The 12,129-nt window shown below is 64.6% G+C and carries 12 protein-coding genes; 9 read left to right on the top strand and 3 right to left on the bottom strand.

Features of this window, described 5'->3' with window-relative positions; all coding sequences use genetic code 11:
• Window positions 1-20 precede the first annotated feature (20 nt).
• The 3 genes from ACFQ0E_RS17850 to ACFQ0E_RS17840 form a co-directional block, all read right to left on the bottom strand.
• Complete coding sequence (locus tag ACFQ0E_RS17850) at window positions 21-770, bottom strand: sulfite exporter TauE/SafE family protein (RefSeq protein WP_386826146.1); 750 nt, start codon at window positions 768-770, stop codon at window positions 21-23.
• 15 nt (window positions 771-785) lie between these two features.
• On the bottom strand, window positions 786-1,577 hold the full coding sequence (locus ACFQ0E_RS17845) for a S1/P1 nuclease (RefSeq protein WP_386826144.1): 792 nt from the start codon (window positions 1,575-1,577) through the stop codon (window positions 786-788).
• Between the two features lie 119 nt (window positions 1,578-1,696).
• On the bottom strand, window positions 1,697-2,317 hold the full coding sequence (locus ACFQ0E_RS17840; RefSeq protein WP_386826142.1) for an OmpW/AlkL family protein: 621 nt from the start codon (window positions 2,315-2,317) through the stop codon (window positions 1,697-1,699).
• A gap of 451 nt (window positions 2,318-2,768) precedes the next feature.
• Here ACFQ0E_RS17840 and gap point away from each other — a divergent pair, with 451 nt between their 5' ends.
• The 9 genes from gap (at window position 2,769) to ACFQ0E_RS17795 (ending at window position 12,112) form a co-directional block, all read left to right on the top strand.
• On the top strand, window positions 2,769-3,773 hold the full coding sequence (gene gap, locus ACFQ0E_RS17835) for a type I glyceraldehyde-3-phosphate dehydrogenase (RefSeq protein ID WP_386826140.1): 1,005 nt from the start codon (window positions 2,769-2,771) through the stop codon (window positions 3,771-3,773).
• A 410-nt stretch (window positions 3,774-4,183) separates the two neighbouring features.
• Window positions 4,184-5,671 (top strand): DUF262 domain-containing protein, encoded by a 1,488-nt coding sequence (locus ACFQ0E_RS17830; protein ID WP_386826138.1) that lies wholly within the window; start codon window positions 4,184-4,186, stop codon window positions 5,669-5,671.
• A gap of 82 nt (window positions 5,672-5,753) precedes the next feature.
• Complete coding sequence (locus ACFQ0E_RS17825) at window positions 5,754-6,140, top strand: hypothetical protein (RefSeq protein WP_386826137.1); 387 nt, start codon at window positions 5,754-5,756, stop codon at window positions 6,138-6,140.
• 203 nt (window positions 6,141-6,343) lie between these two features.
• Complete coding sequence (locus ACFQ0E_RS17820) at window positions 6,344-6,535, top strand: hypothetical protein (protein WP_386826135.1); 192 nt, start codon at window positions 6,344-6,346, stop codon at window positions 6,533-6,535.
• Between the two features lie 364 nt (window positions 6,536-6,899).
• On the top strand, window positions 6,900-7,091 hold the full coding sequence (locus ACFQ0E_RS17815) for a hypothetical protein (protein ID WP_386826133.1): 192 nt from the start codon (window positions 6,900-6,902) through the stop codon (window positions 7,089-7,091).
• A gap of 110 nt (window positions 7,092-7,201) precedes the next feature.
• Entirely contained in the window at window positions 7,202-7,798 is a 597-nt protein-coding gene (locus ACFQ0E_RS17810; protein WP_386826131.1) for a GNAT family N-acetyltransferase, read from the top strand.
• Between the two features lie 146 nt (window positions 7,799-7,944).
• Complete coding sequence (locus tag ACFQ0E_RS17805) at window positions 7,945-8,664, top strand: hypothetical protein (protein ID WP_386826130.1); 720 nt, start codon at window positions 7,945-7,947, stop codon at window positions 8,662-8,664.
• 83 nt (window positions 8,665-8,747) lie between these two features.
• Entirely contained in the window at window positions 8,748-9,950 is a 1,203-nt protein-coding gene (locus ACFQ0E_RS17800; RefSeq protein WP_386826128.1) for a hypothetical protein, read from the top strand.
• Window positions 9,947-12,112, top strand: a complete 2,166-nt coding sequence (locus ACFQ0E_RS17795; RefSeq protein ID WP_386826126.1) for an AAA family ATPase — start codon at window positions 9,947-9,949, stop codon at window positions 12,110-12,112. The genes ACFQ0E_RS17800 and ACFQ0E_RS17795 overlap by 4 nt, the downstream gene beginning before the upstream one ends.
• Window positions 12,113-12,129: the final 17 nt, after the last annotated feature.

Raw genomic sequence — 12,129 nt, 5'->3', positions numbered from 1 at the left:
TGAACCCATCGCCCGGCGAATCAACCGAACAGCAGCTTGCCCGCAGCGATCAGCAGCACGACGCCGAGCGAATGGCGCAGCGCGCGCACCGGCAGCCAGCGCAGGCCCAATTGCGTGCCGATCAGCGCGCCGATGGCCACCGCGCCCAGCCACAGCGGCAGCATCGTCGGCAGCGTCTGCTGCGATTGCAGCAGGCCGATCAGCGCGGTCAGGGAATTGATCCACACGAAGGCCACCGAGGTGCCGCTCGCCTCGCGCGTCGGCATCCAGTGCGCGAACAGCAGCAGCGGCGTGAGGAAGATCGCGCCGCCGGTGCCGGTGAGTCCGGACAGCGTGCCGATCGCGCCGCCGGCGATCAGCCCCGCCGCCCACGGCACGCGTCGTCCCTGCGCCCCCGCGTCCTCCGCTTCCGCACGCGACGCGGAACGGAACACGCCGATCGCCGCGACCACCAGCACCAGGCCGAGCAGGGTCGAATACGTGTCCGCCGGCAGTTTCACCTTCGCTGCGAAATAGGCGGCAGGCGCCGAGGCCAGCACGAACGGCAGGATGTTGCGCCAGCGCACGTGACCGCCGCGCCAGAAGCGGTACAGGCCGATCGCGCCGACCAGCAGGTTCAGCGCCAGCGCCGTGGGCCGCATCTGCTCCGGCGCGAAGCCGAGCAGGGTCATCGCCGCGATGTAGCCGCTGGCGCCGGCATGGCCGACGGACGAATACAGCACCGCGACCAGCAGGAACAGCGCGGCGGCGATCAGTTCGGGCGCGGGCATCGCGATGCGTGCGGATTACTTCAGCGTGTCGTTGAGCAGCGTCGCCAGCGCGTGGCCGGCGGACCGCAGCCGGTCCTCGGCGACCGGACGCCAGCGCAGCACGTAGTCCTGGCCGAGCTTCGCGCGCGGCGGCACCATGCCTTCGCGCAGCACGACGCGGCAGGAGGCTTCGGCCCAGCGCGCGGGTTCGGTGCCGGTGTCCCTGGGCGACGGCAGTGCGCGCAGTCGCTTCAGCCATTCGGGTTCGGACAACTGCGCGGTGGCGAGCAGTTCGCTGTCCCACAGCCGGTGCAGGTTGCTGCCCTTGCCGTCGAGGTTGATCTGGATGTCGTTGCCGCCGCGGTTTGCGGCATGGCCGGCGTGCAGCGGCTGGTGGACATCGCCGACGAAATGCACGAGGAACTTCAATGCCTGCGCGCGTGCGGCATCGGGCTTGGTGCGGTCGGCCAGGATGGCGCGCTGGCGGCGGATGGCTTCGACCACGCAATCGCCGCGTTCGCAGTCGCGCGTGGCTTCGTAGCGGCAGCCGTCCTCGGCCAGGTTCACGTAATGCCACGGCGACGAACGCCGGCCGAGGCCGGGGTCGTTGCCGCGCAGCTCGTCGGCCCAGTTGGCGATGCCGGCGAGCGTGGGATCGGCTTCGCCTTGCAGCAGTCGCGCGACTTCGGCGCGGGCCTTCGGCGAGAGTTGGGACTGGGCGAGATGGCCGACGAGCCGGTGGCCGAGCGGCCCCCAGGCATGGGCTTGCGGTGACAGGGCGACGGTGAGCGTCGCGGCGATGCAGGCGGAGAAAAAGAAACGGGTCATGCCGGGAGGGTAACCGACATGACCCGTGATGCGCATGACGGAAGGAGCGATGTTCCCGTCACGCGGTGTTGCGCGGATCGAACGAATCGAACGAAGCGCGCAGGATCAGAACTTCAGGATCAGAACTTGATGACGTAGGCGACGCCGTACACCAGCGGGTCGATCTCGACCGTGCCGATGTCCACGCCGTTGAGCTTGGCGTCGGTGTCGATGTCGATCCAGCGCGCGTCGACGCGGATCGAACCCTTCTCACCGACTTCGAAGTCGACGCCGACATGCGCGGCCAGGCCGAACGAGTCGTCCAGCTCCAGGTCGGTGCCGGCCAGGATGCCGGTCGTTTCGGTGCTGAAGAAGCGGGTGTAGTTGACGCCGGCGCCGATGAACGGCTTCACCGTGCCCTGGCCGAAGTGGTACTGCAGCGACACGGTCGGCGGCAGGTGCTTGGTGGAGCCGACGCGGCCGGCGCCCGGGACGTTGATGTCGTGCTCGAACGGCCAGGCGGCCAGCACTTCGATGCCGAGGTTGTCGCGGACGAAATATTCGGCGGTGATGGTCGGGCGGACGTTGCTGTCGACTTCGATCGGCACGGTGCCGCCGGCCAGCTTGCCGTTGTCGCTCTTGGGATTGACCTGGTGGGCACCGACGCTGATGGTCCATTCCCCGGCCTGCTGGGCGAATGCGGGGGCGGCGAGGCCACCGAGGGCGATGGCGAGGGCGAGCGGTGCGATACGACGGAACATGGAAATGCCTCCTGGGCGTGAACTGGGGTCTGGACTGGTGTCGTCGGGTGTCGCTGGACTGGAGCCAGTGTGAACTGCGCGCTTCCGGCGCCGTTTGAGGATGATCAATTTCTTAACAATTTGCATCCCCACCGGTACGGTCCGGGGCTGTCCGCCGTCACAACCCGAGGTTTTTCCCGGTCAGCACCGGGCCCTGCGGGGTGGGACGGGGTGGCTTGGGCCATGCGCTGGACGTTGCGCTCCTTCTCTGAGTCTCGACGGAGCCGGGGTGGGGCTGCCTGCCCGCAGCCGCAAGCGGCCCGCGCCTGCGTGGCCAAAGTCGATCAACCCCAGTCGATCAACCCCTTGCGTCCGCCACGAGGTTCCCGGGGCGCCGGCCGGCGAGGGGCGGGCGCATCCGTTAAAATGCCGGGCTTCCCCGTCCTCACCCCTGCTCAGGAGCAACCCGCCCATGGCGATCAAGGTTGGTATCAACGGCTTCGGCCGCATCGGCCGCAACGTGCTGCGTTCCGCCGTCCAGAACTTCGGCGACGAGATCGAGATCGTCGGCATCAACGACCTGCTCGAACCGGAGTACCTGGCCTACATGCTCCGCTACGACTCGGTCCACGGCCGCTTCAAGGGCGAGGTCTCGGTCGACGGCAGCACCCTGATCGTCAACGGCAAGCGCATCCGCCTTACCCAGGAGCGCGACCCGGCCAACCTGAAGTGGGACGAAGTCGGCGCCGACATCGTCATCGAATCCACCGGCCTGTTCCTCGACAAGGCCACTGCCGAGAAGCACCTCGCCGCCGGCGCGAAGAAGGTCATCCTCTCCGCTCCGTCGAAGGACGACACGCCGATGTTCGTCTACGGCGTGAACCACGCCAGCTACGCCGGCGAAGCGATCGTCTCCAACGCCTCGTGCACCACCAACTGCCTCGCGCCGATCGCCAAGGTGCTGAACGACAAGTGGGGCATCAAGCGCGGCCTGATGACCACCGTCCACGCCGCCACCGCCACGCAGAAGACCGTCGACGGCCCGTCCAACAAGGACTGGCGCGGCGGCCGCGGCATCCTCGAAAACATCATTCCCTCCAGCACCGGCGCCGCGAAGGCCGTCGGCGTGGTCCTGCCCCAGCTCAAGGGCAAGCTCACCGGCATGGCGTTCCGCGTGCCCACCTCCGACGTGTCGGTGGTCGACCTGACGGTTGAACTCGACAATCCCGCCACCTACGCCGAGATCTGCGCCGAAATGAAGGCCCAGTCCGAAGGCGCGCTCAAGGGCGTGCTTGGCTACACCGAAGACAAGGTCGTCGCCACCGACTTCCGCGGCGACACCCGCACCTCCATCTTCGACGCCGAAGCCGGCATCGCCCTCGACGGCACCTTCGTCAAGATCGTCTCGTGGTACGACAACGAATGGGGCTACTCCACCAAGTGCCTCGAAATGGTGAAGGTGGTTGCGGGCAAATAAGCGCTCGCGACTACCCGTAATGCCTCGCACGGCCCCGCGATTGCGGGGCCGTGTTGTTTTGGGGTGTGTAAAAAATGCGAAAGGCGGGGTGCTTGTCGCCCGGATCGACAGGGTGCAATCACGCGGACTGCACGGACGCGTGCCCGTCACGTCATCCCTGCGGAAGCAGCGACCCAGGCTGCAGGTGAGGCGTGCGTGGAGAGCAGGGAACCTGTTGGATCTGACAGGTAGTGGGAGGGATGGTGACGGGCATCCATTTAGCTTTGTCGGGCGCGTGCCGTAGGCCCATCTTTGTGGCGCAACCGTGCGCTTGCTATGCGACAAAGTGTTATGCGTCAATTGTGGGGTAAGCTGAATAAGACGTCAGAATCTCAGCGACCGATACATCTAGATTGCAGGAGTAGAAGATCATGAAAATGACCGCCGGCAGACGCGCTCTCGACAAGATCTACAAGCGGCGCGACCGATACGATATTCCGGAATGGCAGCGTGGAGAAGTATGGGATGAAGCTCGGAAGAAGGCGCTTATCGATAGCGTCTTGCGTGGATGGAAGCTGCCAAAGTTCTACTTTGTGAAGTTGAACGATGAGGATTTTGAGGTGGTCGATGGGCAGCAGAGATTAACTGCGATTTACGAATTCTTTGCTAATACGCTTGCGCTGTCAGATGAGTCCACGGCAACTTTCGGCGGCCCATTTTATAAAGATCTGAAGTCAAAGGTGTCTGACGCATTTGACGATTTTGAGATTGAGTATGACGAGATTGAAGATGCATCTGAGGAGGAGTTGAAGGAATTCTTTCAGCGACTCCAGCAAGGGCTGCCGCTTACAAGTAGCGAGAAACTGAACTCGGTCCACAGTAAGTTGCGTGACTTCTGTCAGGAGCTCGTGAAGCACGAATTTTTTTCGGAATCAATTTCCGTTCCCAATACACGACTCGCCCACTTCGATATCGTTGCAAAGGTCACGGCGATTGAAGTGGAGGGGGTCGACGCTGGCCTTCGTTTTGACGATATTAAACGTGTTTTTGTTTCTCAGAAGTCATTCTCATCAAGCTCGGCTGTAGCTAAACGACTTAAATCTGCCTTGGATTTTCTCAGTAAGGCGTTTCCACAGCAGAATGCAAGGCTTAAAAATCGAACGATCGTTCAGTCTCTGATAACTTTTGCCTGCAGAATAGTCGAAACAAAGCCTAAGTATGATCTGGCAAGTGAATTTCAGCTGTTTGTTGCGAACTTCTTGGATGGACTTTCTGGGCAGGTTGAATTGGGGCAATCGGCAACAGACTATGACTACATCAGGTTTCAGCGATCAATCAACGCTAACGTCAAGACGGGGGCGCGGACGCGCCACGAGGTTCTACTGCGAAAGGCATTCTTATTCGATACGAAGATTGCTGAAGCATTCAGCCCGGCTGCGGTCGCTGCAAGTGGTGTCAATCAACGCGTGAAGGAACTTGCTGAAGACGTATCGACAAAGATCGGGCGAACCAACACGGCCTATGCGCACATACATGGTGAGGATTTGTTCAAAGCGACTAATAAAACTGCCCAGGCCCTGACTAGGCTCGGGCGGCCGATAAATAGTCTATCTTCCTATGTATCGTTCATTGATGACCTCTACTTTCTCTTTAGAGAAAGCGTTGGTCAGAGGTTGGCTGATCGAATGCCCGTCTCATTTGTAGACGTGAACCTTCTCAGAACTGATCTTCAGCACGACGTGGATCACGGCGAGCAAAGGAAGGTGGCAAAAAAGCAAAAGAAAATTGGTGAGACGTTCAAAAAATATGCTGGCGTTGATTCTCCGCAATTGCTTGATCCAGAGCGATTTGTGCTCGTTCAAGCGAACCTCCTTTCGTCAATCGATTTGGATTTAGTGAATCTGCCAATTGGTCCATGATTTCTAATCATTGCGTCGAGCGGATGCCCAGTCGGATGTGTCAGTCGATTACGGTTTTAGTCAATTTTTAGGTTGCAAAAGAATGCTGCGTCTCGCCGACACCACCCTGCGGCTGTACAGAAAAAGCGATGGGCGAGTTTCTGTTCGCTGGCGTAGCTTCTTCATGATCCATGCTAAGGGCGCGGGATTTCGTCTTTCTGCGTATCTGAGAAAATTCGACATGAGTGCATCTTTCACAGATGGCAGTCTTGTCAAGCTTGACGACTGGGGTTTCTACGACTCTTGCGACTTCGAGCTAGATCACATGATCCATCACGCTTGGGCGTCGGGCGTTGCAGATATGCCTTCTTTCAAGGACACCGCTGCAATACTTCGGGTCGAATACAGGCTGTTCTCGTTTGACGGCCAAGGTGGTCCTTCTGTAATCGAGCAGGTAGTACCTGCGATTACATGTGGCAGAAGACCATAGGAGCCGTAGGGCTGTACGGAAGGCGAAGGCCTGCGCACACAGCGTGTCGTGAGGCGTTCCCCGTTGCCGTCCCATCCTCGCATCGTGCTCGGCGCGTCAAGGTCGAGGTGAATTGCTGCGCAAACCTTGACGCGCCTGCGCGCGATGCGATCCGTAATCGCCAACGACGCCCACTCCGGACGTCGGGCGAAACGGAGTTCGTCATGTCCAAGCCGAAAGCGCAGTTCCAGCCGTCCAATGTTCTGCTGGTCGAAGTCCCGCATCAGTTCATTGCACTGTGCGAAGCCAGCGGCGCCAGCCCGCAGGCCGCGCTGCGCGGCATGGCTGCGATGGTCTGCGGCCTGCGATATGACGAAGACGACAGGTTGGTGTCGATCGACGGCGCCGCCGCATGATGTTTCCTCGGGCGCGGGTCATTCCCGCGCCCGGTTTCCCCTATAGGGTGCGCCTCGGCGCACCGCTTTGGTCGCTGCGCTACGAAAAGCCGGTGCGGTGAACTGCACCCTATTGCAGGCATTGGCTCGTCTGCGGGTGATGGACGATGGATTCACTGCCATCCGCAATCTTTCACCGTCGTCCCGGCGCAGACCGGAACCCAGCCTTGAAAGCTTTGGATGCGGGATCCCGTTGCCGTCCCATCCTCTCGGCGCGTCAAGGTCGAGGCAAGTTGCGGTGCAAACCTTGACGCGCCTGCGCGCGATGCGGTGTGGGCTCGCCAACGGCGCCCACTCCAGGCGTCGGGCGAAACGGAGTGCCGTCATGTCCAAGCCGAAAGCGCAGTTCCAGCCGTCCAATGTCCTGCTGATCGAAGTCCCGCATCAGTTCATCGCGCTGTGTGAAGCCAGCGGCGCAAGCCCGCAAGCTGCGCTACGCGGCATGGCCGCGATGGTCTGCGGTCTGCAATACGACGAAGACAACCAGCTAATGCCGATCGACGGCGCCGCCGCATGATGTTTCACCGGGTGCGGTCATCTCCGCACCCGGATTCCACGATAGGCTGTGCCTCGGCGTACTGCTTTGTTCGCGGCGCTACGAAAAGCCAGAGCGGCCAGTCGCACCCGATGCAAACCTTGATCCGCCTGGGCAAGCAATGGGTGGCGGGCGGCACCAGGCTGCATCCCGCATTCCTCCGCATCGCCACCCGGCGCACTTTCGACGGCAGGTCATTCATGGACACCATCCGCGACATCACCATTTCCGACTTCGCCGCCGTCATCGCGCTCAACGATGCGGAAGTGCAGCAGACCAGCCCGATGGATGCGGCGCAGCTGCAGTCGCTGGTCGACATGGCGGTGTACCGCAAGGTGGCGATGGTGGGCGGGCAGGTCGCGGCCTTCCTGCTCGCGCTGCGCGAAGGTGCACCGTACCGGAACGACAACTACGATTGGTTCGCATCGCGTTTCCCGCGATTCCTCTACGTGGACCGCATCGTCGTCGGCGCGCGGTTCGCGGGCCGGCGCATCGGCAGCAGGCTGTACGAAGACCTGTTCGCGTTCGCGCGGGACAGCGACGTGCGCACCGTCACCTGCGAGTACAACATCGATCCGCCTAATCCCGCGTCGCGCGCCTTCCACGACCGGTTCGGCTTCCGCGAGTTGGGAACGCAATGGGTCGCGGAGGGCACCAAGCAGGTCTCGCTGCAGGCGGCGGAGGTCTGACACCCGCGCCGCATGCCCCGGTCCCCCACCTGACAAATCGTCAACCGCCACCCCGGCGGGACTGACGCTTTCCCGATTCAGCGTTCGAGGTGCTGCGCCGAGACTGGCGGCACGGGCGATGTCGCCTGCAACCACCGGGGAACACCATGCAGCACTGGATCGATACGCAGGACGGGAAGACGCAGCTGATCGTCGTCACCGACGAGGCCGTCTACGCCGACAAGATGACGAAGGAGGCCGCCGTGCAGGCGGTGGATGCGCTTGACGGCGGTCGCTCGCCGGCGATGGTCTTCGGCAAGGACGCGAAGCACGTCGCGTTCCGGGCGATGACGCGTGTGCAGTACAACGAGCACGAGACCGACATCGAGTTCCACCATCGCGACGGCAAGGACGACAGCGTGGTGTCGGTCTTCATCGAGACGCCCGGCCTGCGCGAGCGCATCTATACCCATCTGCGCGAGCGCCTGGCCGACCAGTTCGCGGCCCATGAGGCCCATTTCAGCCGCTGGCGCGCGGCCTTCGGTTCGCTGATGGCCCTGACGATCTTCCTGCTGGGCACGCTGATGGCGCGCAGCGCCGCCATCGCGGTGCGCGCGGCCGGCGAGATCGAGTACGAAGGTCGCCGGCAGGGCACGAAGAAGCTGTTCGTCGGCGTGCTGGATCTCCTGGGCCCGACCGGCGTGAGCGTGATCGGCGGCATCCTCATGCTGCTGGCCGGGCTGGTGCTGTACAGCCGACTCAAGGAACCGCAGCGCCTGCACATCCTGCAGTCGGGTCCGTACGCGCCGCCGAGCCCGGTCGTCCTCGGCCTGAAATACGCCGGTCTGTGCGTGGTCTGGCTGCTCGCGCTGCGGATCATGCTCTGAGCGGGGGCAAGGGGATGCCTGCACGGGTTGACACCACCGGTACGGGCGCTAGCGTGGACGGCTGTCCAGTCGTCCACGCCGGCATGCCCAGCCCGTCCAATCAGCGTTTCTCGCAGCTGCTGTCCGCCCACATGCGCCGCATCCGTGCCAGCGCCGGCTCGGTCGCCACCGAGATCGGCATGAGTCGCGAGTCGGTCAACAACTGGCGCAACGGCGATGCCATGCCCAGCGGCAAGCATCGCGACCGCGTGGTCGCCTGTGCGACCTACCTGCGCCTGACCGAGGCAGAGACCAATGCGTTGCTCGACGCCGCCGGCTTCGATCCCGAATACCCCGCGCAGCAGGCGGTCGCCGAAGGCCCGTTCGCCGCGACGGTGCGCGAGACGTTCGAGCGCATGGATCGATTGATGCCGTATCCCATCCTCATGCTGCTCAGCCAGGCGCACTGGGGCCAGCCGCCGTTCCGCGATGCCTTCATCGCCGAAGCCGCGCGACGTTTCGGTGCGACCTCGGTGCTGCACCTGCAGCCGCCGTACAGCCTGGCGGTCGAGCCGGCCGAATACTTCCGCGCCATCGGCGAGCAGTGCGGTCTGGCGGATGTCGATTCCGACCACGCCTTCGAAGCCGCGCTGCGCCGTCGTCTCGCCGGCGGCGAACGCGTCTTCTGCCTCGTCAGCCGTTTCGAACAGGGCGATCCCGCGCTGCGCGAGATGCTGGCCGGCGTGTTGCGCAGCCTCAGCGAGACCCACAGCGGCCGCCTGCATCTGCTGCTGTGCGGCGGCGAAGCGCTGGCTGATCTGAAATACCAGGGTGGCGAACTGTCGCTGCTCAACATCGCCGACGTGCAGGTCTGGCCGGAGATGGATGCGGCCACGCTGCGTGCGCTGCTGCGTCAGGAAAGTGGCGATGCCATCGACGACGCCACGGCATCGCGCCTGCTGCGCCTGAGCGGCGGCCATCCCGCTTTGCTCGACGCCGCGCAGCGCATGCTGCGCAGCGAGCCCGGCATCGACGACGCCACCGCGACCGCGCGCCTCGCCGAACACGCGCTGCTGTGGCAGGCGCTGCTGCCGCTGGTCGAGCGCGACGAGGACCGCACGCGCCTGCAGTCGCTGCTTGACACCGATCGTCTCGGCCGCGCGCGTCCGTACCTGATCGATCCGCTGCTGCGTCGCCTGTACTGGTCCAACCTGCTCGCGCCGCGCGACGAGGCCGACGGCCGCTGGCTGGCCTGGCGCTGCGAGGCCGTACGTCTCGCGGCCCGCAGCGTGCTGGTGGATGCATGACATCGTTGCTGGCCCGGCAATGGCGCGCGCTCGGCTGGCCGCGATTGCTGCTGGCCGCGCTCGCTGCACTGTTCATCGGCAGTGCGGTGTTCGCGCCGCAGTGGAATCCGGTGACGCGCGTGCTGTTCCGTTTCGATCCCACGCTGCTGGCTGCCGTGGGGCAGGGCTGGAACGAAACCGCCTACGCGAAGACTGTGCTCAGCGGCATGCTCGCCGATGAAGACGGCTGGCCTTCCTCGCTCCCGCAGGATGGAATGCTGGCCGGCGAAGGCTACTTCACCTTCGACCTATCCGAGCCGTGGACGCTGAAGGTCATGACCTCCGAGGCCTTTCCCGCCCGCGCCGGCATGCAGGGCGAAGTCATCCGCTATCGCTACGATCCGCGCACGCAACGCTGGGACTGCGACGCGCGCGCCAGCGTGCTGCCGACGCGCCTGCTGCCCGTGAACTGCCAGCGGCCCTCCGGCTGGGGGCTCACGCAGTGGCTGATTGGCCTGCTGTCGATGCTGCTGCTGTCCGTGATCGCGCTGGCGGCGTGGCTGTTCCATCGCAACCCGATGCTCATGCCGCTGCAGCGCGATCCCGCGCGCCTGTTCGACATGCCGCTGGACGACCTGCAGGCGCTCGATCGTGCGCTCGGCTGGCTGCGCCAGCGCGATGCGCTGTTGCGCGCGGTGGGTGTCGAATCCGATGCGTGGCGACAGGTGCTGGGTTTCGACCGCGCATCGTCGGTGCAGAAAGCCGAGATCCTCGCGCTTGCGATCGGCGCGCAGTCGCGCCGCAACACCGACTGGGCGTTGCCCGGTGAACTGTTCGAATGGCGCATGCCCGACGAGCTGCCGGTCAACCTCGCGCGCTGCCTGCTGTATGTGCCCGATCCCGCGCGCACGCCGGCCGAGATCGTGCGCGCGCTGCGCGAACTGCGCACTGGCCAGGACGTGTTGCTGGTGCTCAGCCCGTCCATCGAAGCCGACCGCTATCTCATGCCCGCCTGCCGCGACCCGGCGAATCTGCTGGTCGCGCCGGACCGCCGCGCACAGACGCGCTGGCTGCTCGCCCCCGAACCGGTCGACGCGCTGGTGCGCGCGATGGCGCGGCAACTGCAGGTCACGCGCATCTCGCCCTACCAGACGCGCGGTGGCGTCTCGCGGCCCTCGTCGTTCTTCGGTCGCGCGCAGCTGCTCGCGCAGGTGGTGAATCGCGAGCCCGGCAACTACGTGCTGGTCGGCGGCCGCCAGCTCGGCAAGACCAGCCTGATGAAGGCGATCCAGCGCCAGTTCGAAGCGCATCCGCGCGTGCGCTGCCTGTACCTCGCGCTGCGCGATCATCGCCTTGCACCGCGCGTCGCCAGTGAAGCGGGGCTCGATCCCGACACAGATCTCGATGTCGCGCTGTCCGCGCTCGCCGCGCAGTCCGACGGCCGCGCGCTGCTGCTGCTCATCGACGAAGCCGACCTGTTCCTGCGTCATGACGCCGCGCACCAGTACCCCGAACTCGCGCGCCTGCGCGCACTCAGCGAGGAAGGCCGCTGCCACTTCATGCTCGCCGGCTTCTGGGATGTCTACCAGGCCGCCACGCAGGACTATCAGTCGCCGCTGCGCAACTTCGGCGAAGTCATCACGATCGGTGGGCTCGAAACCGCCGCCTGCCGCGCGCTCGCCACGCAGCCGCTGGAACGCCTCGGTATCGCGTTCCAGACGCCCGCGCTGGTCGACGCCGTGGTCGAAGCCAGCGGCGAACGCGCCAACCTCGTCGCCATCCTCTGCCAGGAATGCCTGCAGGTCCTGCCGCCCGGCACCGCCCGCATCCGCCACGAACACGTGCAGGCCGCGCTCGCCTCGCAGGCCGCGCAGGACGCACTCGCCGGCTGGGCGCGCCTCACCCAGGACGACGCCGCCTCGCGCCTCGACCGCATCATCGTCTACCGCATCGCCAGCACCGGCACGCAGCGCGTCGCCGACCTCCTCGAACTGCTCGACGCCCACGGCGCCCGCATCGACATCGAAACCCTCCGCCAATCCCTCGCCCGACTCCGCCTCGCCTGGGTCCTCCGCCAGGACGGCGACCGCTACCGCTTCGCCGTGCCCCTGTTCGAACGGCAGTTCGATCCGGCGGAGTTGGGGTTGTTTCTGGAGAGGGAGTTAAGGGGGTTGGTGGGGTGAGGGCGGGGTAGGGGTGC

It is taken from the genome of Lysobacter brunescens (assembly GCF_042677005.1).
Classification (GTDB): Bacteria; Pseudomonadota; Gammaproteobacteria; order Xanthomonadales; family Xanthomonadaceae; genus Lysobacter_I; species Lysobacter_I brunescens.
The sequence above is the reverse complement of the archived record's forward strand: the minus strand, read 5'-3'. Positions and strand labels throughout refer to the sequence as shown.

What these genes read in the sequence shown, in the direction of transcription:
- ACFQ0E_RS17795 (WP_386826126.1), top strand. Translation starts at nt 9,947, where the DNA reads ATGACATCGTTGCTGGCCCGGCAATGGCGCGCGCTCGGCTGGCCGCGA.
- ACFQ0E_RS17820 (WP_386826135.1), top strand. Translation starts at nt 6,344, where the DNA reads ATGTCCAAGCCGAAAGCGCAGTTCCAGCCGTCCAATGTTCTGCTGGTC.
- ACFQ0E_RS17850 (WP_386826146.1), bottom strand. Translation starts at nt 770, where the DNA reads ATGCCCGCGCCCGAACTGATCGCCGCCGCGCTGTTCCTGCTGGTCGCG.
- ACFQ0E_RS17825 (WP_386826137.1), top strand. Translation starts at nt 5,754, where the DNA reads ATGCTGCGTCTCGCCGACACCACCCTGCGGCTGTACAGAAAAAGCGAT.
- ACFQ0E_RS17815 (WP_386826133.1), top strand. Translation starts at nt 6,900, where the DNA reads ATGTCCAAGCCGAAAGCGCAGTTCCAGCCGTCCAATGTCCTGCTGATC.
- ACFQ0E_RS17800 (WP_386826128.1), top strand. Translation starts at nt 8,748, where the DNA reads ATGCCCAGCCCGTCCAATCAGCGTTTCTCGCAGCTGCTGTCCGCCCAC.
- ACFQ0E_RS17805 (WP_386826130.1), top strand. Translation starts at nt 7,945, where the DNA reads ATGCAGCACTGGATCGATACGCAGGACGGGAAGACGCAGCTGATCGTC.
- ACFQ0E_RS17810 (WP_386826131.1), top strand. Translation starts at nt 7,202, where the DNA reads ATGCAAACCTTGATCCGCCTGGGCAAGCAATGGGTGGCGGGCGGCACC.
- gap (WP_386826140.1), top strand. Translation starts at nt 2,769, where the DNA reads ATGGCGATCAAGGTTGGTATCAACGGCTTCGGCCGCATCGGCCGCAAC.
- ACFQ0E_RS17840 (WP_386826142.1), bottom strand. Translation starts at nt 2,317, where the DNA reads ATGTTCCGTCGTATCGCACCGCTCGCCCTCGCCATCGCCCTCGGTGGC.
- ACFQ0E_RS17845 (WP_386826144.1), bottom strand. Translation starts at nt 1,577, where the DNA reads ATGACCCGTTTCTTTTTCTCCGCCTGCATCGCCGCGACGCTCACCGTC.
- ACFQ0E_RS17830 (WP_386826138.1), top strand. Translation starts at nt 4,184, where the DNA reads ATGAAAATGACCGCCGGCAGACGCGCTCTCGACAAGATCTACAAGCGG.